General features: G+C 65.2%; 18 protein-coding genes and 1 pseudogene. 11 read left to right on the plus strand and 8 right to left on the minus strand.

Annotated elements, in window-relative coordinates:
• The first annotated feature begins 97 nt into the window (after window positions 1-97).
• From AB4Z10_RS09395 to AB4Z10_RS09430, 8 genes are all read left to right on the plus strand, one after another.
• The gene (locus tag AB4Z10_RS09395) at window positions 98-1,243 is read left to right on the plus strand and encodes a 2-aminoethylphosphonate--pyruvate transaminase (RefSeq protein WP_441470126.1); all 1,146 of its coding nucleotides are present in this window, start codon (window positions 98-100) and stop codon (window positions 1,241-1,243) included.
• A gap of 16 nt (window positions 1,244-1,259) precedes the next feature.
• The gene (phnA, locus tag AB4Z10_RS09400; RefSeq protein ID WP_441470410.1) at window positions 1,260-2,507 is read left to right on the plus strand and encodes a phosphonoacetate hydrolase; all 1,248 of its coding nucleotides are present in this window, start codon (window positions 1,260-1,262) and stop codon (window positions 2,505-2,507) included.
• Window position 2,508: 1 nt separating this feature from the next.
• On the plus strand, window positions 2,509-3,960 hold the full coding sequence (gene phnY / locus AB4Z10_RS09405) for a phosphonoacetaldehyde dehydrogenase (RefSeq protein ID WP_441470127.1): 1,452 nt from the start codon (window positions 2,509-2,511) through the stop codon (window positions 3,958-3,960).
• Window positions 3,961-4,069: 109 nt separating this feature from the next.
• The gene (locus tag AB4Z10_RS09410; RefSeq protein ID WP_441470128.1) at window positions 4,070-5,089 is read left to right on the plus strand and encodes a putative 2-aminoethylphosphonate ABC transporter substrate-binding protein; all 1,020 of its coding nucleotides are present in this window, start codon (window positions 4,070-4,072) and stop codon (window positions 5,087-5,089) included.
• A 121-nt stretch (window positions 5,090-5,210) separates the two neighbouring features.
• Window positions 5,211-6,302, plus strand: coding sequence for a putative 2-aminoethylphosphonate ABC transporter ATP-binding protein (locus tag AB4Z10_RS09415; protein ID WP_441470129.1), 1,092 nt, complete (start codon window positions 5,211-5,213; stop codon window positions 6,300-6,302).
• Complete coding sequence (locus AB4Z10_RS09420; protein ID WP_441470130.1) at window positions 6,299-8,014, plus strand: putative 2-aminoethylphosphonate ABC transporter permease subunit; 1,716 nt, start codon at window positions 6,299-6,301, stop codon at window positions 8,012-8,014. Before AB4Z10_RS09415 ends, AB4Z10_RS09420 begins: the two co-directional genes overlap by 4 nt.
• A 22-nt stretch (window positions 8,015-8,036) precedes the next feature.
• Window positions 8,037-9,701, plus strand: coding sequence for a Na/Pi cotransporter family protein (locus AB4Z10_RS09425; protein ID WP_441470131.1), 1,665 nt, complete (start codon window positions 8,037-8,039; stop codon window positions 9,699-9,701).
• 98 nt (window positions 9,702-9,799) lie between these two features.
• Window positions 9,800-10,537, plus strand: a complete 738-nt coding sequence (locus AB4Z10_RS09430) for a metallophosphoesterase family protein (protein WP_441470132.1) — start codon at window positions 9,800-9,802, stop codon at window positions 10,535-10,537.
• Window positions 10,538-10,547: 10 nt separating this feature from the next.
• Here AB4Z10_RS09430 and purU read toward each other — a convergent pair whose 3' ends face one another.
• The 5 genes from purU to pbfA all read right to left on the minus strand — a co-directional run bounded on the left by purU (window position 10,548) and on the right by pbfA (window position 17,411).
• On the minus strand, window positions 10,548-11,420 hold the full coding sequence (gene purU / locus AB4Z10_RS09435; protein WP_441470133.1) for a formyltetrahydrofolate deformylase: 873 nt from the start codon (window positions 11,418-11,420) through the stop codon (window positions 10,548-10,550).
• Between the two features lie 24 nt (window positions 11,421-11,444).
• Window positions 11,445-13,880 carry a GcvT family protein gene (locus tag AB4Z10_RS09440; RefSeq protein ID WP_441470134.1) on the minus strand — a complete coding sequence of 812 codons (2,436 nt, stop codon included), beginning with the start codon at window positions 13,878-13,880 and terminating at the stop codon, window positions 11,445-11,447.
• 72 nt (window positions 13,881-13,952) lie between these two features.
• A complete protein-coding gene (locus AB4Z10_RS09445) occupies window positions 13,953-14,927 on the minus strand; it encodes a DeoR family transcriptional regulator (protein WP_441470135.1) in 975 nt (324 codons plus the stop codon).
• A 72-nt stretch (window positions 14,928-14,999) separates the two neighbouring features.
• Window positions 15,000-16,010 carry a 2-hydroxyacid dehydrogenase gene (locus tag AB4Z10_RS09450; protein ID WP_441470136.1) on the minus strand — a complete coding sequence of 337 codons (1,011 nt, stop codon included), beginning with the start codon at window positions 16,008-16,010 and terminating at the stop codon, window positions 15,000-15,002.
• Window positions 16,011-16,049: 39 nt separating this feature from the next.
• Window positions 16,050-17,411, minus strand: a complete 1,362-nt coding sequence (gene pbfA / locus AB4Z10_RS09455; protein ID WP_441470137.1) for a (R)-1-hydroxy-2-aminoethylphosphonate ammonia-lyase — start codon at window positions 17,409-17,411, stop codon at window positions 16,050-16,052.
• Window positions 17,412-17,605: 194 nt separating this feature from the next.
• Here pbfA and AB4Z10_RS09460 point away from each other — a divergent pair, with 194 nt between their 5' ends.
• Entirely contained in the window at window positions 17,606-18,466 is an 861-nt protein-coding gene (locus tag AB4Z10_RS09460) for a LysR substrate-binding domain-containing protein (RefSeq protein ID WP_441470138.1), read from the plus strand.
• Between the two features lie 209 nt (window positions 18,467-18,675).
• On the opposite strand, the gene AB4Z10_RS09465 is transcribed toward AB4Z10_RS09460, so the two are convergent.
• Window positions 18,676-19,386 carry a L,D-transpeptidase gene (locus AB4Z10_RS09465; RefSeq protein ID WP_441470139.1) on the minus strand — a complete coding sequence of 237 codons (711 nt, stop codon included), beginning with the start codon at window positions 19,384-19,386 and terminating at the stop codon, window positions 18,676-18,678.
• Window positions 19,387-19,803: 417 nt separating this feature from the next.
• On the opposite strand from AB4Z10_RS09465, the gene AB4Z10_RS09470 reads away from it, so the two are divergent.
• Complete coding sequence (locus AB4Z10_RS09470; RefSeq protein ID WP_441470140.1) at window positions 19,804-20,349, plus strand: ureidoglycolate lyase; 546 nt, start codon at window positions 19,804-19,806, stop codon at window positions 20,347-20,349.
• A 154-nt stretch (window positions 20,350-20,503) separates the two neighbouring features.
• Here AB4Z10_RS09470 and AB4Z10_RS09475 read toward each other — a convergent pair.
• A pseudogene (locus AB4Z10_RS09475) lies at window positions 20,504-20,617 on the minus strand (IMP dehydrogenase); the annotation flags it as partial.
• Window positions 20,618-20,916: 299 nt separating this feature from the next.
• Window positions 20,917-21,846: a LysR substrate-binding domain-containing protein gene (locus AB4Z10_RS09480; RefSeq protein WP_441470141.1), complete on the minus strand. Its 930-nt coding sequence runs from the start codon at window positions 21,844-21,846 to the stop codon at window positions 20,917-20,919.
• Window positions 21,847-22,020: 174 nt separating this feature from the next.
• Here AB4Z10_RS09480 and AB4Z10_RS09485 point away from each other — a divergent pair, with 174 nt between their 5' ends.
• On the plus strand, window positions 22,021-22,854 hold the full coding sequence (locus AB4Z10_RS09485) for a transporter substrate-binding domain-containing protein (protein ID WP_441470142.1): 834 nt from the start codon (window positions 22,021-22,023) through the stop codon (window positions 22,852-22,854).
• Window positions 22,855-22,881: the final 27 nt, after the last annotated feature.

Consider the following 22,881-nt stretch of genomic DNA (forward strand, 5'->3'; position numbering starts at 1 on the left):
CACCCTCTATGGATCGCATGGATAAGATGTATTGGAGCTATGTCAAATCTCGCCCTACCGTTTCGCCATCCGCTGCAACGCAAAAAGCGAGATCGACATGGTCCACGCCCGCCGCCCCGCCGTTTCAGAGACCGGTGATCCCCTCCTCCTCACGCCCGGACCGCTGACGACCAGCAAGGCGATCAAGGAGGCCATGGTGCATGACTGGGGCTCACGGGACGCCACCTTTGTCGGCATCAACAAGGCCGTGATGGAGGAGCTTCCGAAGGTCATCCATGGCGAGGGCAGCTTTGTCACCGTGCCGATGCAGGGCTCGGGCACCTTCGCGGTCGAAGCCATGCTGACGAGCTTCGTGCCTCGCGGCGGCAAGGTTCTGATCCTGATCAACGGCGCCTATGGCCAGCGCGCCAAGCGCATCCTCGAGATCGCGGGTCGCGATGTCGCCGTCCACGAGACTGCCGAGGACATGCCGCCCGACCTCGCCGAGGTCGACCGAATGCTCGTCGCCGATGCCGCGATCAGCCATGTCTTCGTGGTGCATTGCGAAACGACGAGCGGCATCCGCAACCCGATCGAGGCCGTGGCGGCGCTGGTCAAGCGCCATGGCAGGCGCCTGCTGATCGATTCGATGAGCGCCTTCGGGGCGCTGCCGCTCGACAGCCGGGAGGTCTATTTCGATGCGGTGGCCGCCTCTTCGAACAAGTGCATCCAGGGGGTGCCCGGTCTCGGCTTCGTCATTGCCCGCCGGAGCGCCCTGGCCGAGACGAAAGGCAACGCCACCACGCTCGTGCTCGACCTCCACGATCAGCACGCGACCTTCGAACGCACCGGGCAGTACCGCTTCACCCCGCCGATCCATGTCATCGTCGCGTTCCATGCGGCGCTGCAGGAATTCTGGGCGGAAGGCGGCGTCGCCGGGCGCGGCGAGCGCTATGCCGACAATGCGCGCATCCTGATCGAGGGCATGCAGGAGCTCGGCTTCCGGACGCTGCTGCCGGCGGCCCGGCAGGCGCCGATCATCGTCACCTTCCACATGCCTGAGGACAAGAACTTCGTCTTCCAGCGCTTCTACGACACGCTGAAGGATGCCGGCTACGTGATCTATCCTGGCAAGCTGACCGTCGCCGACAGCTTCCGCATCGGCTGCATCGGCGCCCTCGGTGCGCAGGACATGAAGGCCTTCGTCGCCACGGTCTCGGACGTCCTGGCCGAGATGGGCGTCGGCCTGAAGTCGGCAGCGTGAGGATCCAGCGATGACAATGCACACGAAGATCGGCGCGGATGTCGTTGTGAATGGTCGCGAATATGCGCGGCCGCAGCGTCCGACGGTGGTGATCTGCATGGACGGCTCGGAGCCGGCCTATATCGAGGCTGCCAGCGCCAAGGGGCTGACGCCGAACCTCGACCGGATCATGAAGACCGGCGCCAGCACTCACGCCTATTCGGTAATCCCGAGCTTCACCAACCCGAACAACCTCTCGATCATCACTGGCCGCCCGCCGGCCGTGCACGGCATCGCCGGCAACTTCTTCTACGACCGCGAGGCCAAGGAAGAGGTGATGATGAACGATGCCCGCTTCCTGCGGGCGCCGACCATCCTGGCCGCGTTCCAGAAGGCCGGCTTCAAGGTCGCGATGGTCACCGCCAAGGACAAGCTGCGCACCCTGCTGGGCAAGGGCCTCGATTTTACCAGCGGCACGGCGATCGCCTTCTCCTCGGAGAAAGCCGACAAGGCCAACAAGGCGGAGAACGGCATCGCGGACGTGCTCGATTTCGTCGGCATGCCGGTGCCATCCGTCTACTCGGCCGATCTCTCGGAGTTCGTCTTCGCCGCCGGCGTCAAACTGCTGGACAGCTTCAAGCCGGACCTGATGTACCTCTCGACCACCGACTATGTGCAGCATAAGGCGGCGCCCGGCTCGGAGATGGCGGACTCCTTCTATGCCATGTTCGACGGCTATGTCGGCAAGCTCGATGCGCTCGGCTGCACGCTGGTCATCACCGCCGACCACGGCATGAACGACAAGCACCTGCCGAACGGCGAGCCGGATGTGGTCTATCTGCAAACGCTGATGGACGAATGGTACGGCAAGGGCACGATGCGCGTGATCCTGCCGATCACCGACCCCTATGTCGTCCATCATGGCGCGCTCGGCTCCTTCGCCACGGTCTATCTGCCTGATGGTGCCGACCAGTCCGAGGTCGCTGCCCGCATCTCCGGCATCGACGGCATCGCGCTGGCGGTGACCTCGGCGGAAGCCTGCGAGCGCTTCGAATTGCCGGCCGACCGGATCGGCGATGTCGTGGTCGTCTCGACGCGCCAGAAGGTGATCGGCACCTCGCCCGACAGGCACGATCTCTCCGGCCTGACCGAGCCGCTGCGCTCCCATGGCGGCATCACTGAGCAGCGCGTGCCGATGATCGCCAACCGGCCGATCACCGTGCCGCAGGGCCGGACCTTGCGCAATTTCGACGTCTTCGACGTCGCCCTGAACCTGGTGAACTGAGATGAACGCGACGGTGAAGCCGCCGGTGCGGCGCGAGACGATGCGGATCGCCGGCAAGCTGGTCTCGGCAGACGACATGGTCGAGGTCCGCAACCCCTATGACGACAGTGTCGTCGGCCTCATTCCAGCCGCCCGCCCCGAACATGTCCGGGAGGCCTTCGCGCAGGCCAGGGCCTTCAAGCCGAAGCTGACGCGCTACGAGCGCCAGCAGATCCTGCAGAAGACAGCCGAGCTGCTGCGCGACCGCAAGGAGCTGTTCGCGAAGCTGATCACGGCCGAGGCCGGGCTATGCTGGAAGGACTCGCTCTACGAGGCCAGCCGCGCCTATGACGTCTGGTCCTTCGCCGCGCAGCTCACCATCAAGGACGATGGCGAAATGTTCTCCTGCGACATCTCGCCGAACGGCAAGGCGCGCAAGATCTTCACGACGCGCCAGCCGCTGCTCGGCGTGATCTCGGCGATCACGCCCTTCAATCACCCTCTCAACATGGTCAGCCACAAGCTGGCCCCGGCGATCGCGACCAATAATCGTCTCGTGCTGAAGCCGACCGAACTGACCCCGCTGACCGCGCTGGCGCTGGCCGACGTGCTCTACGAGGCCGGGCTGCCGCCGGAGATGCTCTCGGTCGTCACCGGCAACCCCTCAACCATGGGCGACGCGATGATTACCGATCCCGATGCGGACCTGGTGACCTTCACCGGCTCGGTCAGGGTCGGCAAGCACATCGCCGCCAATGCCGGCTACAAGCGCATCGTGCTCGAGCTCGGCGGCAACGACCCGCTGATCGTCATGGAGGATGCCGATCTCGACAAGGCGGCCGAGCTCGCCGTCACCGGCGCGACCAAGAACTCCGGCCAGCGCTGCACGGCGGTGAAGCGCATCCTGGTGGTCGAGAGCGTCGCCGACGCCTTCTCCAAGCTGGTGGTCGAGAAGGCCAGGAAGCTGAAATGCGGCGACCCGATGGACCCGCAGACCGATGTCGGCACCGTTATCAACGCCCGCTCGGCCGCGCTCTTCCAGGCCCGCGTCGACGATGCCGTGACGAAGGGGGCCGAGGTGCTCTACGGCAAGAGGGCCGAGGGCGCGCTGTTCCACCCGACGGTGGTCGACCGCATCCCCTATGACTGCGAACTGGTGCACGAGGAGACCTTCGGCCCGGTGATCCCGATCGTGCGCGTGCCCGACGACATCGCCGAGGTGATCCGGATCTCGAACTCGACCGCCTATGGTCTCTCTTCCGGCATCTGCACCAACCGCTACGACTACATCCAGCGCTTCGTCGCGGAGCTGGAGGTCGGCACCGTGAACCTCTGGGAGGTTCCCGGCTACCGCATCGAGATGTCTCCCTTTGGCGGCATCAAGGATTCCGGCCTCGGCTACAAGGAGGGCGTCGTCGAAGCCATGAAATCCTTCACAAACGTCAAGACCTGGTCGATGCCCTGGACCGCTTGAAGACGAAGAAAGACCAAAGCCGGCGGCTCGACCCGCCGGCTTTTCCAAATCCAGGGGAATGAAGCGCCGCAAGAGTGCCCAAACTGAACATAACGAGGGGATGAGAACAATGAAGAGCTGGCTTGCTTCCTGTGTTATCGGCGCTTTCGCACTCGCGCTTCCCGGCGCCGCGCAGGCCCAAAAGACGAAGGTGACGATCTACACCGCGCTGGAGAACGACCAACTCGGGCCGTTCAAGGCCTCGATCGAGAAGGCAGTGCCCGAAGCGGAGGTCGTCTGGGTCCGCGACTCCACAGGCGTCATCACCGCCCGCTTCCTGGCCGAAAAGGACAATCCGCGAGCGGACATGGTGATGGGCCTGGCCGCATCGAGCCTGCTCATGTTCGAGAAGGCCGGGCTGCTGGAAACCTACAAGCCGGCCGGCGCCGATGCGCTGAAGCCGGTGTTCCGCGATGCCAACAGCCCCTATACCTGGACTGGCATGGACGCCTATCTCGGCGTGGTCTGCTACAATACCGCCGAGGCCAAGGGCGTGCCCGTGCCGAGCTCGTGGAAGGACCTGCTCAACCCGGCTTTCAAGGGCAAGATCGTGATGCCCCATCCGGCCTCCTCCGGCACCGGCTATCTGATGGTCGCCGGCTGGCTGCAGAGCATGGGCGAGGCCGAGGGCTGGAAGTTCATGGACGGGCTGCACGAGAACATCGCGGCATATCTGCATTCGGGTTCCGCGCCCTGCGTGCAGGCGGCGCGCGGCGAGCGCACCATCGGTCTGGCGCTCGACATGCGCGGCGCTTCCGAGAAGAGCAAAGGCGCGCCGATCGAGGTCGTGATTCCGAAGGAAGGCGTGGGCTGGGAAATGGAAGCCAGCGCCATCGTCAAGGGTAGCAAGAACCTCTCCGTCTCCAAGAAGATCGCCGACTGGTCGACGACCAAGGAGGCGAACGAACTCTACTCGAAGACCTACGCCATCGTGGCTGCGCCGGGTGTCGAGAACAAGCCGGCGAACTATCCTGCCAATGCCGAGGCGGGGATGATCAAAAACGACCTGACCTGGATGGCCGACAATCGCGAGCGCGTGCTCGCCGAATGGTCGAAGCGCTACGAGTCCAAGGCGGCGCCGAAGAACTGAGCCTTGCCATGCCGCCGGCCCGCGCAAGCGGCTGGCGGCATGGTCTGTGCAAGACGCAAGAGAGCGGCTTCGCCGTTGCACGCGAGCCTGATCACTGCCTGTTCAGATGAAGGTCGGCACGATGTCCACGACTACGGCCCCATTCCTCTCGATCCGAGCCCTCGCCAAGAATTACGGCGCGTTTCGGGCGTTGCACGATATCGATCTCGACATCCGCCGCGGCGAGTTCGTCTGCTTTCTCGGGCCGTCCGGCTGCGGCAAGACGACATTGCTGCGGGCCATCGCCGGCCTAGACCAGCAGGATGGCGGCACCATCCATATGGGCGGGCGCGACGTGTCGCGGGCAAGCCCGTCGGAGCGCGACTTCGGGATCGTCTTCCAATCCTACGCGCTCTTCCCCAATCTCACCGTCACCGACAATATCGGCTACGGTCTCGTCAACCGGCGTCGCTCCTCCGGCGACATCGCCCGCCGTGTCGAGGAGCTGCTGACGCTCGTCGGCCTGCCGGACCAGGGCAAGAAATACCCGATTCAGCTTTCAGGTGGGCAGCAGCAGCGGGTGGCGCTGGCGCGCGCGCTTGCCACCTCGCCGGAACTGCTGCTGCTCGACGAGCCGCTCTCCGCCCTCGACGCCAAGGTCCGGCTGCGCCTGCGCGACGAAATGCGATCGCTGCAGCAGCGGCTCGGCGTGACCACGATCATGGTGACGCACGATCAGGAGGAAGCGCTTGCGATGGCTGACCGCATCGTCGTGATGCGGGACGGTGCCGTCGAGCAGGTCGGCACGCCGGAGGAGATCTACCGGCGCCCCGCCACCCCCTTCGTCGCCGATTTCGTCGGGCACATGACCTTCATGGATGCGATCGTGACGGGGCCCGGCCGGGTCCGTGTGGACGAACTCGACCTGCTCGTCGCCAATGCGGCCCCCTTCGCCGTGGGAACGCCGGTGCGGCTGGCGATGCGGCCGGAGGAGGTTCGCACCCGCAGCATCGGTGACGATACGCCGAACCGCTTCGAAGCGCGGATCGGGGACCTGTCTTTCCTCGGCTCCTACTGCCGGGCGCATCTGGAGCCGACCGGCTCCCGTTCGACCCGGATCGCAGCCGATTTCTCGGCCAATGCGATGCGCGATCTCGGCATCACCGCGGGACAGGTGCGCGCCGTCGCCTTTCCGCCTGAGGCCCTGCACGTCTTTGCGGGGGGCGGACGATGAGCGACCTCGCCCCGCCGCTGACGATGATCGATGCGTCCGTGAAGGTATCGCCGGTGCGGATCAGCGAGCGCCATGTCGCCGCGGTTCTGATCGTCGCGCTTTGCGCGGTGCTGGTCCTCATCATCGCCCTGCCGCTCTGGGCGCTCCTCTCCAAGAGTCTCGAGGATACGCAGGGGCGCTTTGTCGGGCTGGCGAATTTCGTCAGCTATGCGACGACGCCGACGCTGTTCTTCTCTCTGCTCAACAGCCTCGCGGTCGCCAGTGCGACCACGGTGATCGTAGTGCCGCTCGCCTTTCTCTATGCCTATGCGCTGCGCCGCAGCTGCATTCCGGCGAAGGGCGTCTTCTATGCGGCGGCGATGATCCCGGTCTTCGCGCCGTCTCTGCTTTCGGGCCTCGCGCTGATCTATGTCTTCGGCAACCAGGGGCTGCTCAAGTCCTGGATGATGGGCGCCTCGCTCTACGGCCCGGTCGGCATCATCGCGGCGGAGGCGCTCTACAGCTTTCCGCACGCCATGCTGATCCTCGTCACGGCGCTCGCACTTTCGGACGGCCGGCTGCGCGAAGCGGCGGAGGCGATGGGCACGTCGCGCTGGCGCATTTTCCGGACGATCACCCTCCCGGGCGCGCGCTACGGCGTGATCAGCGCCGTCTTCGTCGTCTTCACGTTGGTCGTCACCGATTTCGGCATTCCCAAGGTGATCGGCGGGCAGTTCAACGTGCTGGCGACCGACGCCTACAAGCAGGTCGTCGGCCAGCAGAATTTCCCGATGGGCGCCGTGGTCGGCATCATCCTGCTGGTCCCGGCAGTGCTCGCCTTCTTCGTCGATCGTGTGGTGCAGCGGCGCCAGGGCGCCATGCTCTCCGCCCGCGCCGTTCCCTATGTGCCGCACCCAGACCGGCGCCGCGATCTCGCCTTGCTCGGCTTCGTCGGCGTGATCGCTTTCGCGATCGTCAGCCCCTACGCGATCGCCTTCTGGGGCTCCTTCGTCAAATATTGGCCCTACAACCTGTCCCTGACGCTGAGCAATTACGACTTCGCCGCGGTCGAGCCGGACGGCTGGAAGACCTATGGAAACTCGTTGCTGCTCGCGTCTCTGACGGCGGTGATCGGCACGGCGCTGATTTTCACCGGCGCCTATCTGATCGAGAAGGTGAAGCTGTTTCCGCGGCTGCGCGCCTTCGCCCAGTTTCTGGCGATGCTGCCGATGGCCGTGCCCGGGCTGGTGCTCGGCCTGGGCTACGTCTTCTTCTTCAATGCGGGCTGGAATCCGCTCGGCTTCCTGTACGGGACGCTGACGATCCTCGTGATCAACACCATCGCCCATTTCTACACTGTCGGGCACATCACAGCACTGACGAGCCTGAAGCAGCTCGACAGCGAGTTCGAGTCGGTTTCCGCTTCGCTCAAGGTGCCGTTCTGGTCGACGTTCCGGCGGGTGACCGCGCCGATCTGCATGCCGGCGATCCTGGACATAGCGGTCTATGTTTTCGTCAATGCACTGACCACGGTCTCTGCCGTGATCTTCCTCTATGGCGCCGACACCAAGCTCGCCTCCATCGCGATCGTTCACATGGACGAGGCGGGCGCCATGGCGTCGGCGGCCGGCATGGCGAGCATCATCATGTTCACGGCCATTGCCGTGAAGCTCGCCCATGCCGGCCTCGACCGCTTGGTCTTCGGCCGACTGCAGCACTGGCGGCAACGCTAGCGGCGCGCGGGAGAACGCGATCATGGCAGGGCAGACGCCGACCCAGATCCTGCTTGCGCTCGCCGGCGAGGTCGCCCTGCTGCTCTGGAGCGTGCAACTGGTGACGGCGGGGGTATCGGCCGCATTCGGCAGCCGCTTGCGAGCGCTGCTGGCCACCGGTCTCGACAGTCGTTGGAAGGCCTTCTGCGCAGGGCTGCTGGTGACGGCCGGACTTCAATCCAGCACAGCGACCGCGATGATGATCGCCTCGTTCTCCGGCGCCGGATTGATCGCGCTGGCGCCGGCATTGGCGATGATGCTCGGCGCCAATGTGGGAACGACGCTGATCGTCCAGCTCGTCGGTTTCGACACGAGCATCATGGTGCCGCTCCTGCTCCTGTTCGGCTATGCCGGCATGCGCCGCTTCGGCCGGTTGGCAGCCAACGAAATGGCGAAGGCGCTCTTCGGACTGGGCCTGATGTTGCTGTCCTTGCGCCTGATGCAGGGCACCATGGCGCCGGTTGAGCACTCGCAGGTGCTGCGCACGGTTCTCGGCTCGCTCTCTGGCGATCCGCTGATTGCCTTGCTCCTGGCCGCGGTGCTCAGCTTTGCCGCCCATTCCTCCCTCGCGGCAATTTTGATCGTGATGAGCCTCGCTGCGACCGGGATCGTCGGAACCCAGACCATGCTGGCGATGGTGCTGGGCTGCAATCTCGGCACGGCACTCAATCCCCTTGTTCAGGCCATGAACGGGAATGCCGCGGCCAGGCGCGTGCCGGTGGGCAACCTCGTCAACCGCATTCTGGGCTGCGCGGCTGGCCTGCTGCTTCTGCCCGTGCTCACACCGCTTGCGGAGCGGTTCGCGAGCCATCCGGCGCAATCGGCAGCGCTGTTCCACCTTGCCTTCAACATCGCGATGGCCGCGCTCTTCCTTGTCCCGCTGCCGGCTTTCGCGGGCATTCTGACGCGGCTGCTGCCCGATCCCGCTCCGGAAGCGGACCCATCGCGCCCGCGCTATCTCGATATCGCAGCGCTCACGACACCGACGATCGCGCTCGCCAACGCGACCCGCGAAGTGCTGCGCATGGCGGATGTCGTCGACGAGATGCTGAAGACGTCTCTGATGGCGTTCGATGGCGACGATCCGGCTCGGGTGGCCGAAGTGAGCCGGACCGACGACGTGCTCGACAACCTCTATAACCAGATCCAGCTCTATGTGGGCGCGATTGCGCATGAGACGCTGTCGGAATCCGACGAGCACCGGCTATCGGAGGTGCTGACATTGGCGATCAATCTCGAGCATATCGGCGACATCATCGAGAAGAATCTGATGCAGATGGCCGGCAAGCGCATCCGCGATCAGCGCCGATTGCCCGAGGAAGCACTCGGCCGCATCGCCGATACCCACGACAGGTTGCGGGATCATCTGCGCCTGGCGCTCACGGTCTTCATCTCGCAGGACGAAGCGACGGCGCGCCGGATCGTGCGCGAGAAGGAAACCTTTCGCGAACTGGAGCGAGGCGCGATCGAGGCCCATCTCGCCGAGATGCGCACCGGCAGCCGCGAAGCCGTGATCGTCAGCGCTCTGCAGCTCGATATCGCGCGGGACCTCAAGCGGATCGACGCTCATATCGCAGCAACCGTGCACGGACTTCTCGAGCAGAGGGGAGCCCTCATGGGAAGCCGCCTTTTGCGGGCAGCGGAGTGAGGGCACTTGCAGCCTGCCCGATCGGGCGCCGATTTCGTCGGCCTGCCTCGCATGCAGTACCCCGTGGGCACTCACACGCCCAACCATAGGAAGCCAACGTGCGCCTTGGCGTCATTGCCGATATTCACGGAAACCTGCCCGCCCTCCAGGCGGTGCTGTCGAGGCTCGACGCGCTGGGCGTGGACCACATCGTCAATCTCGGTGACTGCGCCTCGGGGCCACTCTGGCCGGTCGATACCGTTGCCCTGCTTCGCTCGCGTGCGCTGAGCCATGTCCGCGGCAACCACGACCGCGCCATGGCGGCCCGATCCCCTGACGGCCTCGGCTCGTCGGAGAGCTTTGCATGGCGCGCGCTCGACGCCGAGGCACGAAGCTGGCTGGCGGGACTGCCGGAAGAGGTCCGATTGGAAGAGGCGCTCTGCTTCCACGCCAGTCCCGGGTGCGACGAAAGCTATCTGATGGAAGAGGTCCGTGACGGCCGTCTCATGCCGGCTCGGCTTACGGCGATCGAGCAGCGCCTTGCCGGCAGAACCGCGCCGCTGATGCTGTGCGGGCACAGCCATCTGCCTCGGGTGGCGCGGCTGCGCTCCGGCACGGTCGTCCTGAACCCGGGTAGCGTAGGAAATCCGGCCTATCGTTCGGATGGGCCGCCTCATGTCGCCGAAACCGATACGCCTCATGCCCGCTGCGCGGTCGTCACGAATGAGGGCGGCATCGCTGCGGAACTTCACCTCGTCAGCTATGATTGGGAGCGCTCGGCGCGTCGCGCCGAGGAGAACGGGCGCAGCGACTGGGCCCATGCCTTGCGGACCGGAACCGCCCTGTCGCACCGATGACACAAGGTTCCTAGCGGAAGATGACCGTGCGTCGACCGGCCAGCATCACCCGCCGTTCGATGTGCAGGCGCAGGGCGCGCGCCAGGACGACGGCCTCGATGTCGCGGCCCACGCTGACGAGATCGTCGGGCGCGAGCGAATGATCGGCCCGGGCGACGTCCTGGTCGATGATCGGCCCCTCGTCGAGATCTGGGGTCACGTAATGCGCGGTCGCTCCGATCAGCTTCACGCCGCGCTCATAGGCCTGATGATAAGGCTTGGCGCCCTTGAAGCTCGGCAGGAAGGAATGATGGATGTTGATCGCCCGCCCGTCGAGAGCGCGGCAGAGGTCGTTGGAGAGCACCTGCATATAACGGGCGAGCACGACCAGCGACGCTTCGGTCTGCGCGACGATCTCCAGCAGCTTTGCCTCCTGCTCCGCCTTGGTCGCCGCCGTGACGGGCAGATAGTGAAAGGGAATGCCGTAGTTCTTCGCGAGCGGCTCGAAATCACGGTGGTTCGAGACGATGGCGGGAATCGCGATGTTGAGATTCCCCGTTGCCTGGCGGAAGAGCAGATCGTTCAGGCAATGGCCGAAGCGCGAGACCATCAGGACGACGCGTTGCGGGCGCGTTGCGTCGATGGCGTCCCAGCTCATGCGGAAGGTTCCGGCGACACCGTCGAATTCGCGTCGGAAGGCGGCATCGTCGAAGCGCTCGCCCGCGGCAAAGGCGACGCGCATGAAGAAGCGGCCATGGCGCGGATCGCTGAACTGCGCACTCTCCAGGATGTTGCAGCCGTGCCGGTAGAGCACCCCGCTGACGGCGTGCACGATGCCGGGCCGGTCCTCGCAGGAAAGGGTGAGGATGCGGGCAGGCTTCTGCACGACGATGTCCCGGGGCATGGCTGGCGAGAAGGGCGTGATCGCTCATGCCCGCACTCCGCGCACCGGCTTGCGGTCGAGCGGCGCAGCGAGGCTGGCGGTGACGGGTATTGCCGTGCCCGCGAGGTCGATCGTCCAGTTCCGCCCATCGAGCCACGCCTGGTCGATAGGCTCATGGCTTTCGGCCCAGCCGAGCGCGACGATGCCGTCGACGGTCGCGCCGAACGCCGCCGAGGTGATCTCGCCGACCGGCTTGCCATCGGCCAGGATCGCCTCACCGCCCCAGGCCATCTGACCATCCGGACGGGGGCCGACGAGCGCGATCAGCCGCTTGGTGCGCGGAGCTGCGCGGGCCGCGACGAGTGCGCTGCGGCCGAGGAAATCGCCCTTGTCCAGCCTCACGGCGAAGCCGAGGCCGGCCTCATACGGATTGACGTCCGGCGTCAGCTCGCGGCCCCAGGCGCGGAAGCCCTTCTCGATGCGCAGCGAGTCGACCGCATAGTATCCGACGTCGACGAGGCCGAGATCGGCACCGGCCTCGTGCAGCGCATCGTAGATGGCGGGCGCGAATTCGACGGGAACATAGAGCTCGAAGCCATCCCCCAGATAGGAGCGGCGGCAGGCCCAGCTCGTGGCATAGCCGATCGTGACCTGCCGGATCGCGTTGGCCGGGAATTCGGCTAGGTCGAAGGTGGCCGGCGAGACGCGGCCGAGGATCTCCACCACCTTCGGGCCGGCCAGGGAGAGCACGGCATAGGCCGAGGTCACATCCGTCAGCGTCACCCCCTCCGGGAGCTGGCGCCTGATCCAGTGCGCGTCGCGGGTCGCCTGAGCCGTGCCGGTGAGAAGGAGATAGGTGTCGGGCCCGATGCGGGCGGCGGTGAGATCGCTCTCGAAAGTGCCGCGCGCGTTGAGCAAGGCGGTGTAGACGGAGGTGCCGACCGGCACGGCGACATCGTTGGCCGCCAGGCGCTGCAGCGCCGCTTCGGCCTGCGGCCCCTGCAGCAGGAACTTGGCGAAGCTGCTCATGTCGACGAGCCCCGCCGCCTCGCGGCAGGCGCGGTGCTCGGCCGCGACCGTCTCGAACCAGTTCTGCTGTCCGAATGAATAGCGGATCGTGCGCTCATCCTCGTTGCGGGCAAAATAGTTCGCGCGCTCCCAGCCCATCTTGGAACCGAAGACAGCCCGCTTGGCTGCAAGACGTTCATAGAGCGGCGAGCGCCGGAATGGCCTTGCGGTATCGAGCTCGCGGTTCGGCCAGGGCATGGCGTAGTGGAGGCCCAGCGTCTCCTTGATGCGATCCTTCAGCCAGGCCGGATTGTTGTTGAAATCGGCGAAGCGGCGGATGTCGACGGGCCAGAGATCGCTCGTCGCCTCTCCCGCGACGATCCACTCGGCGAGCGCCCTTCCGGCACCGCCGCCGGAGGCGATGCCCATCGAGTTGAAGCCGGCGCCGATATAGATGCCCGCCACTTCCGGGGCCTCGCCCAGAAGGAAGTTATTGTCTGGCGTGAAGCTCTCGGGGCCATTGAGGAAGGTCTTGATCTCGGCCGTCTCCAGCGCCGGCACGCGCTGCAGCGCGTTCTCCATCAGGATCGAGAACTGATCCCAGTCGTCGGGCAGGAGCTGGAACTCGAACGGATGGGGGATCCCGTCCATGCCCCATGGTTTCGCATCGGGCTCGAAGCCGCCCATGACGAGACCGCCGACCTCCTCCTTGTAGTAGGTGTAGCCATCGGGATCGCGCATCACGGGCAGGTCCGGCGTCACGCCCTCGATCTTGCCGGTGACGATATACATGTGCTCGGCCGAATGCAGCGGCACCGACACGCCGCACATCTGTCCGACCGCACGCGTCCACTGCCCCGCGCAGATGGCGAGGACCTCGCACTCGACCCGGCCGTGGTCGGTGTGCACCGCCCTCACCCGTCCCTTCTCGGTCTCGATGCCGGTGACGCGGATACCTTCGCGCACGATTGCGCCGCCGTTACGGGCACCGCGCGCCAGCGCCTGGGTGATGTCGGCCGGGTTGGCCTTGCCGTCGCCGGGGAGCCAGACGCCGCCGACGAGATCGTCGGTGCGCATCACCGGCCATTTGTCGCCGGCCTCCTTCGGGCTCAGTTCCTCGATTTCCACGCCCTGAGCGCGCGCCGCCGAAATGGTCCGGCGCAGTTGCGTCATGCGCTCCGGCGTGCGTGCGACCGAAACCGAGCCGCAGCGCTTCCAGCCCGTGGCGAGCTCGGTCTCCTGCTCGAGCGAGGCGTAGAGCTCCGTCGAATAGCGGATCAGGCGCGTCATGCTCGACTGGCTGCGCAGCTGCCCGACCAGACCGGCCGCGTGCCAGGTGGTGCCCGAGGACAGGCGCCCCTGTTCGAGCAGGAGCACGTCGCGCCAGCCGAGCTTGGTCAGATGATAGGCGACAGAGCAGCCGACGATACCGCCACCGATGATGACAACGCGAGCTTGGGTGGGAATGGACATGAGCGCCTCCGCGATGGAGGCAGCTTAGCGGGCAAAATTCATAAAACAACAAAAAACCACAAAACGGGCAAATTAGGAAACGAGCAGGCGAACTCCGTTCTTCGTCAGATTGGAGGCGATCGGATCCGGAGGAAGCCGGTCGAGCAGCAGACCCGCGAAGGTCGCGTCACCGCCGATCCGGCTCGGCAGGACAAGGCCGAACTTGCTGCTGTCCGCCATCAGGAAACCTTGCTCTGCATTGCTCAGGAGCGCGCTTCGGATGGCCGCTCCGGCTCGCGTGTAGTCAGTCAGCCGTCCCTCCGCGTCAACGCCGCCGACGCTGACGAAGGAGAAATCCGCCGAGAGCCGTCCGATCGCCCGCAGGGCTTCGGCGCCCGAGGTTGCGTCCTCGTTGCGATCGAATTCGCCACCGATCAGGAAAACGCGGGCGCCCGGTAGCCGGCTGGCCAGCCGCGCATTCTCGAGCGAAGTCGTATGCACGACCAGTCGCTTTCGGTCCGATCGCACCAGCGCGCGCACCACCGCTTCGGTCGTGGTGCCGGAATCGAGCAAGATGGTCACGCCATCGCCAAGCATGGAGGCGGCGAGATTGGCGATCAGTTCCTTGCCTGCACGGTTCACGGCCCGGCGGCTGGCAAAGGATGCTTCCGAGCGCTCGGCTCGGATCGCTCCGCCGTGAACGACCGATAGCAGTCCCTCGGCCGACAACGCCTTGAGGTCTCGCCGGATCGTCTCGCGGGAGACGTCGAGCGATCGGGCAAGTTCCTCGACGCTGATCGTTTCCAGTCTTTCGAGACTTTCGAGGATGATGTGATGCCGTCGCGCAGCGATGTCGCGGGTCATGGAAACGAGGCCAAAAATCCTGGTCGGCAGGTGAAGCGACCATAATCTGCCACATATCGTTGATTCGTGCTTGGCAATCGAGCGGACACGGCCGGGTTCAACCGCAGCGCGGCAAACAAGGCGCGCAGCCAACGCAAGCAGCCTGAACCATCGCTCGAACGCCCCGAACGGCGGCATCCGGTTTTGATAGCCGGCCAGTTGCACGGGCCTGCCCCCCGACCCGGCGGAACTCAAGCCGCCGGCCGCAGGAATGCCGGCTCAGCGATCCCTTGCGCTTCAGGCGAAGGCGACGTTCTCGCGCTGCGCGCGCAGGCGGGGATCACGCGAGCGCACCTGGACCGGCCGCCCGTCGAGAACCTCGAAGCAGCGGGCGAGCGTATCGTCCGAGAGGCGCCGCATCGCCTCGACGGTGAAAAAGGTCAGGTGCGGAAAGAGAATGACGTCGTCGCGGCCAAAGAGCGGGCTGAGCACGTGCCCTGCCTTCGCCAGCGGTTCCTGGGAGTAGACATCGAGCCCGACGCCCCCGAGGCGGCCCGCAAGCACTGCCTCGACCAGCGCCGCCTCGTCGATGAGCGCCCCGCGCGAGACGTTGACGAGGACCGCGGAGGGCTTCAGGCAGGCGAGCTCGGCGGGTCCGATCAATCCACGCGTGGCTTCGCTCAGCACGCAATGGAGCGAGACGAAGTCGCATTCGCGCAGCATCGCATGGAGATCGTCCATTTTCTCGATCCCGGCCGCGGCGAGCGTCGCCCGGTCGACATTGGGGTCATAGCCCAGCACGCGGGCGCGAAACCCCTGCCCCGCCATCCGCGCCATGCTGCGGCCGATCTTGCCGGCACCCACGAGTCCCACCGTGGCACCGGCGATGTCGCGGCCGAGCCAGCGTTGTTCGGGCCAGATCCAGCCATCGGCCGCCATGGCGCGGCCGATTTCGGGCAGGCGTTTGGCCAGAGCGATCATCAGAGCGAACGCGCCCTCCGCGACGGTCTCCTCGGCGTATTCGGGGACGTTGACGACCGGGATGCCGCGCGCGCTAGCGGCGGGGATATCGATCGCATCGATGCCGACACCGTATTTGACGATGCCCCTGAGTTTCGGCGCAGCCTCGATGACGCGGGCCGTGATGGGCGTGTAGCACATCAGGATGAGCTCGGCGTCCGCGACGGCCTCGATCAGCTCGGCCTCCGGGATGCCATCGGGCAAGGTGACGAGCTCGACGCCACGTGCCCTGAGGCCGGCATCGATGTCGGGGCATTCCAGCTCACGATCCGTGCGGACGGCTTTCATATCGGACCCTTTCGATCGCAGGGAAGAGAGAGAGGCGCCTCAGCCTGCCGCGATCGCGGCCTCGACGATGTCGAGCGCACGGTCCAGGTCGGTTTTCGCGATCACCAGCGGCGGCGAGAGCGTCAGCACGTTGCCCTGGCTGATCTTGAAGCTCAGCCCTGCTTCGAGGCAGCGATAGTAGACACGTTCGGCGAGCGCGTTGTCGGGAGCCATATCCGCCTTGTCGGTCACGATCTCGACGCCGAACATCAGCCCGCGCCCGCGCACATCGCCGACATGAGGCGACCCTTCGCCGAAGGCGCGCAGACGGTCCATCGCCTGGCCACCGAGCTCGGCTGCCCGCTCCGGCAGCCCCTCCTCGCGGATGATCGCGATCGTGGTCAGCGCCGCGCGCGTCGTCACCGGGTTCTTCTCATGGGTGTAGTGGCCGATCGCGAAGTCGCCGGCGACATCGAGGTCGCGCCGCGCGATCGCCGCCGCGATGGGCAGGATGCCGCCGCCCAGCGCCTTGCCGACGACGAGGATGTCCGGCGTCACCTCGTCATGTTCGCTGGTGAAGAAGCGGCCGGTCTTGCCCAGCCCTGTCGGGATCTCGTCGAAGATCAGCAGCGTGCCGTGGCGGTCACAGGCTTCGCGCACCTTCTTCCAGAAGCCGGGCGCCGGCGGGTTCGGCGTCGCCCGCATCGGCTCGGCGACGAGGGCCGCGAAATCACCCTCCCGGCCGAGCACATAGGAAATCATGCTGGCGCAGGCGCGGGCCGAATCCTCCAGGCTGTTATGGCCATAGGCGCAGTGATGGTTCGCCCAGGGCGCGACATGCTCCGTGCCGGGCAGGAGCGGCCCGGCGATACCGGAGCGGAAGGTCGCCTCGCCACCGACGCTCGAGGCGCCGAAGCCCGCGCCATGAAAGGCATCCCAGAACGACAGCGTCTTGAAGCGCCCGGTGGCGGCGCGCGCGAGCTTCAGCGCCACCTCGACCGCATCCGAACCGCCCGTCGTGAACAGCACCTTCCCGAGATCGCCCGGTGCAAGGCGGCCGAGCGTCTCGGCCAGCTCGACTGCCGGCTCGCAGGTGAAGCGGCGCGGCGCGAAGCAGAGATCGTCGATCTGCTGCTTGATCGCAGCCTTCAGCCGGGGATGGCCGTAGCCGATATGGTGGACGCTGTTGCCATGGAAATCCATGTAGCGGCGCCCGGCCGTATCCTCGATCCAGATGCCCTCGGCCTTGGCGATCGCCGTGACGCAGGGGCTCGACAGGCTCTGGTGCAGAAAGGCCTCGGCGTCCCGCTTCAGCAGGCTACGCGTCGCCGGGTCATCGAGCCGCGCCGACCAGGCGCCGCGCGCTGCCGAGGTGTTCGACTCACCTTCAGTATGCACGAGTTTGGCGGAAAGACCTGACATCCTGAGGCTCCGTGCCGAGGCGATAAACCGGCGTTGCGGCAGGTCAATCCCGTCGCGACTGCTTTCGACGCCGGCATCATCGTCGGCGATGGGCCATCTGAAAAATCGTTATTTTCGATCGACTGATAAATTAAATCGTTGCATTAGGAATCGCCGTATCGCCTCCTTCGGTCCCAACCCGCCCGGATCCCCCCATGCGCTACGTCCAGCTCCGTGCTTTCCATSAGGTCGCGATCGCCGGCGGCTTTTCGCGCGCCGCGAGCGAGTTGAACCTGACGCAGCCGGCGATCTCCGATCAGGTCCGGAAGCTCGAGGAGGAATATGACGTGCTGCTGTTCAGCCGGCAGCACAGGCAGATCGCCCTGACGGCGATGGGCGAGAGGCTGCTCGCGATCACGCACCGCCTGTTCGATGCGGAGGACCAGGCGCGCGGGCTGCTCTCCGAGTCGCGCGCCTTGCGGCTCGGGACCCTGCGGCTCGCAGCCGATTCCGTCCACCATGTCCTGCAGGTGCTGACGGCGTTCCGCGAGATCTATCCGGGCGTGCGGATAACGGTGAGCGCCGGCAACACCGAGACCATCGTGGCGCAACTGCAGAGCTATGAGGCAGATATCGGCGTCCTCGGCGACATGGCTCCCCACCGCGATTTCGAGTTCATTCCGCTGAATGCGGCGCCGATCATCGCCGTCGCCGCACCCAATCATCCTATTGCCTCGCGCCGGTCGCTGGCGCTGGCGGAGCTCGCCGGTCTCCCCCTGGTGATACGGGAAAGCGGCTCGCGGACGCGCCGGCTTCTAGAACAGCGCGCGGCCGAGACCGGCGTCAGGCTGGGCTACGCTATCGAGGTCGAAGGGCGGGAGGCTGCACTCGACATCGTTGCGTCGGGTGCCGGCATCGGCTTTGTCTCGGAGGCCGAGCTGCGCGGAGATCGCGGCCTGGCCCGCATCGCTCTCGATGGGCCGCCAATCCTTATGGAGGAATCTCTGATCTGCCTGAGCGAGCGCAAGGAAAACAAGGCGATCAAAGCCTTCCTGGACGTCGCTCGAGGTCGCTGACGGTCAGGCCGGACTTGCCCGCACTCTTCGCTCGTACCGCGCCAGCACGCGCGCAGATGCGGACAGCAACGAGGCTCGGTGGGCGCCCATGGACTAGGCGTCGACCTCCAAGGGGATCGCCCGCCACAATCGCTATGGCTGTAATGAACGCCCCTGTCCTTCGCGCTGCCTGCATCGGCAGCGCAAGGATCAGGGGCTGACGCCGCCGCCTAGGCCGGCAGGACGACCACCTTCGTCTTGACCGGCGTCTGGTTGTAGAGATGGATCATGTCCTGGCTGAGCAGGCCGACGCAGCCGCTGGTGATGCCGTTGCCGATCGTCTCCGGGTCGCTCGACGCATAGATCGTGTAGAGCGTGTAGGCGCCGTTCTGATAGAGATGGAGCGTGCGGGCGCCGAGCGGATTGTCGAGGCCGCCCGGCATGCCGCGGGCGTATTTCGCCGCCTCGGGCTGGCGCTTGATCATTTCCTTCGGCGGGGTCCAGGTCGCCCATTCGGACTTGCGCCCGACATAGGCGTCGCCGTTCCAGCGGAAGCCGTCGCGGCCGACATTGGCGCCATAGCGGGTGGCGGTGCCGTCGCCCTCGACGCGATAGACATAGTAATTGCCGGGATCGACGATGATCGTGCCGGGCGCTTCCTTGGTCTCGTAGCGCACGGTCTTGCGGAAATATTTCGGATCGACCTTGCTGACATCGACCGCCGGGATCGGGAACTTCTCTTCGGGCACCGGCCCGTAGACCTTCTGCGCCTCGGCGAAGCTCATGCCGTCGGACGTCGCACAGCCGCCCAGCCCGAGCGCGCCGACACCGACGGCCGAGCCGACCAGAAACGACCGGCGGCTCAGAAGCCCCGCCCGATGCCCGAGCAGAGCGATCTCCTCCACGTTGCCGGCATCGGCATTCCTACCGTCCATAATCATGATTTGGCAGTTTCCCATGTCCTGTTGCCCGACGAGAGAATACTCCGGCAGACACCCGCTGAACCTCTTGCTGAGCTGAGATTGCCGTCACAAGGCGCGATTGGCAAGCTCGGGTCTAAGCTGCGCGGGGCTTGCGATGCGCCGAATTCGGTAACGTCCCCGCTGTCTCGCGGTCTGACTGCGCATGGCGCTCGGCGGGACGAAAATTCACGGACACGCACATTTGAGGACGGAATCCGATCGGCTGGGGCGGTTACGAACACCGAGGACCCAGGCTCAAAGAAGAGGTGAACGCTTCCGGAAGGATAGCCGCGGGCCATCTATTCGAGCTACACCGGCTCCACCGCCGCGCATCGGCGCGCTCATGGATGGCATGGGGTTCTGCGCGCCCGAATGCCTCGGAGAGAGATCGGCACCATGCGAGACAATCAGCCCACCGCCGGGCTTCTTTCCCCTCTCCCGCTCCGTGTTCAGCCGGTCACGAAGGCCGCCTTCGAGCCCTTCGGATGGGTGGTGGAAGCAGGCGATTCCGGCCGCGCTGCGAATAACGGCACGGCGCGCCGGCACGACATTCACGCGCTCGCGGCTGCGGATGTCAAAGCCGGATCCCGGCTGGTCACCTCGATTTTCGAAGCGAAGCGGCAGCCGCCGAACCCGGTGATCACGATGCTCGAGCGGCATGTGAATTCGGTCCAACTGATCGTTCCGCTGGATGGCGCCGGCCATATCGTCATCGTCAGTCAAACCAGCGAGGACGGCACGCCCGAGATTTCGGCGCTCGCCGCATTCGCGTTCACCGCGTCGCAGGGAATGATCTACCGACGGGGGCTTTGGCACCACCCGATCATAGCGATCGGGGCGGACGCTCGCTTCCTCGTCCAGTCCTGGCAAAACGGCACCGAGGCGGACTGTGAGATAGTCGCCATCGCCCCCTGGGCGGTATCCCCGGGCAGCGCAATCTAGAGCGTTTCCGCTGATAGACGCGCTGCGCCGATCAAATGCGCCATCATCGCGTCGACGTCACCTAGCCATACGCACTCGCGTCGAACCGCGATGAAGAATAGCCAAGGATATCCGCACCTCTCATGACCGGCGCCGCCCGCGCCGACTGGCTATTCTAGACAAGAAGAAGCGTCTTGATGGCGCGGCGCTCATCCATTGCGCGGTAACCTTCAGCCACGTCGGCCAAAGGAATAGTGAGATCAAACACCTTACCGGGATTGATCTTGCGACCAGCGGCCCGCAGCGGAGGCGGGCGGGTTCACGCCCAAGCCAACCGGCTCGCGTTCCCGGCGATCGACAAGCTGGAGCACGACACCGCGGTGCGGCGAGGCAATGTCACCAGGCCCATCATGACGACGGCTGAGGCGATCCAGACAGCCAAGGGTGCAAGCCCGTTTGCGTCTGGCGCTCGGCCGACGGAATTGAACGGCTATCCGGCGGGCTTGGGCGCTGGGCGAACGCTCGCTCACCGAGGCCGCAAGCCTCAACAGACCTTCGCGGCGATCTGCATGCCGGATATGACGCGCGCTACTGGGCCTTTAGCTTTCGATAGGTTCGCGTCTCCCGTGTGACCCACCCGCGGAATGCCACAACGCTTGGCAGCTGCGCCTTTCGTTCAGGGTAGACCGCATAATAGGAGTCGCCGGACAGAATTGGCGGCCCAAAGGGCATGTGGAGTTCGTTCCGCGCGAGTTCCGCTTCGATGTAGCAAACGGGCACGATGGCGATACCTATGCCCTGAACCGCGGCGTTGATGAGCATCTCGGTGTGCGCGAAACGAGTTCCCTGAATTCGACCCTGATAGTTGAGCCCTGACAGGCGCAACCAATGCAGCCACATACTGGGGCGGCTCGCGTTCTGCAGCATTGGGAATTTCGCGAAATCGCCGTTTTCGAGCTTCGTTCCGAGATTCACCAATTTAGGTGAGGTCACCACGGCGATCTCTTCAGCAAATAATTCAACCGATCTTGCGTTCAACCAAGTTCCCACCCCTCGCAGGATGGCAACGTCGAGACGCGTGGTTTCAAAGTCCAGATCGGCAGACGCGAGGGTTACTTCCACCGGAATGTCTGAATGCGCACGGATGAATGTTTCAATCCGTCTCGGCAGCCAACGCGCGCCCAGCGTAGGATGGGTCCCGATCATGAGGGAGCTATCGACGGAACGCCCCCGCACGGCGTCGATCGTGATTTCCTGGAGCTTGTCCAGCGTCAGCGCGAGGTCCCGGTAATAATTCGCGCCGACTTCCGTGAGGACCAGACGCGGCCCTGTTCGGTGAAACAACGGTACGCCGAGGAACTTCTCGAGATTGTGGATCTGCCTGCTGATGCCACTCTGCGTGAGGCCCAGGTCCTCCGCCGCCTTGGTGAAATTCATGAATCGCGCTGCCGCCTCAAACGCATGCAATGCTGACAACGATGGCAGATATCGTCTCATTAGAACCCCGGCGGCGACCATGATTAAAACTCATCCTAGACGAAATTTTCAACGTTTTTGTTTCGCCCGGGGCTCGGTCACACTCGATCCGTCCGGCTCAAAAACAAAAGCGCGAGCGTCTGATCCGAGGGGAACAGAGACCAGCTCCGTTGCGCACAATCAGAGCCACCAAACGAAGATTGAGAGGGGAAGAGTATGGACAGGCGCGAATTCAACAAGCTCATGGGCTTGGGCGCGGTTTCCGCTGCAGCAGGTCTTTACACCGGCAAAGGCGCTCTCGCGGCTGGCTCTCTCGAGCGGGTCAAGTCCTCGGGGACCCTGCGTATCGGAGCCGTTGCCGACGGTGCTCCCTATTATCAGAAGATGGTGACCGACGGCAGTTGGCGCGGGTTCTACATCGACATCTGCAAGAAGCTCGCAGACGATCTCGGGGTCAAGATGACGATCCTCGAGACGACCTGGGGCAACTCGGTGCTCGATCTCCAGGCCGACAAGATCGACGTCTTCTTCGGCCTCAACCCCACACCGGAACGGCAGAAGGTCATCGATTTCTCCGGTCCCGTCTTCAAGAACGCCTTCACCATGGTCACCAAGAAGGGGCTGGGAGCGAAGACCTGGGACGACTTCAACAAGCCGGAGATGCGGATCGCGGTCGACGCGGGTTCTTCACACGACGCTGCCGTCACCCGCCTCGCGCCGCAGTCCCAGATTTCACGGTTGAAGACGGCTAGCGACGCCACCGCCGCGCTGCAGGCTGGCCGCGTCGATGCACAGTGCCTGGTTCTGATCCTCTCGCTCTCGCTGCGGGCCAAGAACGCCGCGCTCGGCGAGATCGTCATGCCGACGCCTGCCGACTTCACCACTTCGAATGCGGGCTTCCGGCGAGAGGCGGATCAATCCTGGCGTGAATTCGTCGACGGCTGGATCAGCAAGGAGCGCGCCAGCGGCTTCATCAAGAACGCCGTCGTGAAGAACATGGAGCTCGTCGGCGTCAAAGAGAGCGACTTCCCCCCCGGCTTCGAAATCTGATGATCTCATATGGCGGGGCCTCGGCCC

The sequence above is a fragment of the Allobosea sp. RAF48 genome, from assembly GCF_052114025.1.
Classification (GTDB): Bacteria; Pseudomonadota; Alphaproteobacteria; order Rhizobiales; family Beijerinckiaceae; genus Allobosea.

Bases quoted from the DNA above. Each gene is read 5' to 3' on its own strand.
- AB4Z10_RS09485 (WP_441470142.1), top strand. From the start codon at position 22,021: ATGGACAGGCGCGAATTCAACAAGCTCATGGGCTTGGGCGCGGTTTCC.
- AB4Z10_RS09415 (WP_441470129.1), top strand. From the start codon at position 5,211: ATGTCCACGACTACGGCCCCATTCCTCTCGATCCGAGCCCTCGCCAAG.
- AB4Z10_RS09480 (WP_441470141.1), bottom strand. From the start codon at position 21,846: ATGGTCGCCGCCGGGGTTCTAATGAGACGATATCTGCCATCGTTGTCA.
- AB4Z10_RS09410 (WP_441470128.1), top strand. From the start codon at position 4,070: ATGAAGAGCTGGCTTGCTTCCTGTGTTATCGGCGCTTTCGCACTCGCG.
- pbfA (WP_441470137.1), bottom strand. From the start codon at position 17,411: ATGTCAGGTCTTTCCGCCAAACTCGTGCATACTGAAGGTGAGTCGAAC.
- AB4Z10_RS09440 (WP_441470134.1), bottom strand. From the start codon at position 13,880: ATGTCCATTCCCACCCAAGCTCGCGTTGTCATCATCGGTGGCGGTATC.
- phnA (WP_441470410.1), top strand. From the start codon at position 1,260: ATGCACACGAAGATCGGCGCGGATGTCGTTGTGAATGGTCGCGAATAT.
- purU (WP_441470133.1), bottom strand. From the start codon at position 11,420: ATGCCCCGGGACATCGTCGTGCAGAAGCCTGCCCGCATCCTCACCCTT.
- AB4Z10_RS09420 (WP_441470130.1), top strand. From the start codon at position 6,299: ATGAGCGACCTCGCCCCGCCGCTGACGATGATCGATGCGTCCGTGAAG.
- AB4Z10_RS09450 (WP_441470136.1), bottom strand. From the start codon at position 16,010: ATGAAAGCCGTCCGCACGGATCGTGAGCTGGAATGCCCCGACATCGAT.
- AB4Z10_RS09465 (WP_441470139.1), bottom strand. From the start codon at position 19,386: ATGATTATGGACGGTAGGAATGCCGATGCCGGCAACGTGGAGGAGATC.
- AB4Z10_RS09395 (WP_441470126.1), top strand. From the start codon at position 98: ATGGTCCACGCCCGCCGCCCCGCCGTTTCAGAGACCGGTGATCCCCTC.
- AB4Z10_RS09470 (WP_441470140.1), top strand. From the start codon at position 19,804: ATGCGAGACAATCAGCCCACCGCCGGGCTTCTTTCCCCTCTCCCGCTC.
- phnY (WP_441470127.1), top strand. From the start codon at position 2,509: ATGAACGCGACGGTGAAGCCGCCGGTGCGGCGCGAGACGATGCGGATC.
- AB4Z10_RS09425 (WP_441470131.1), top strand. From the start codon at position 8,037: ATGGCAGGGCAGACGCCGACCCAGATCCTGCTTGCGCTCGCCGGCGAG.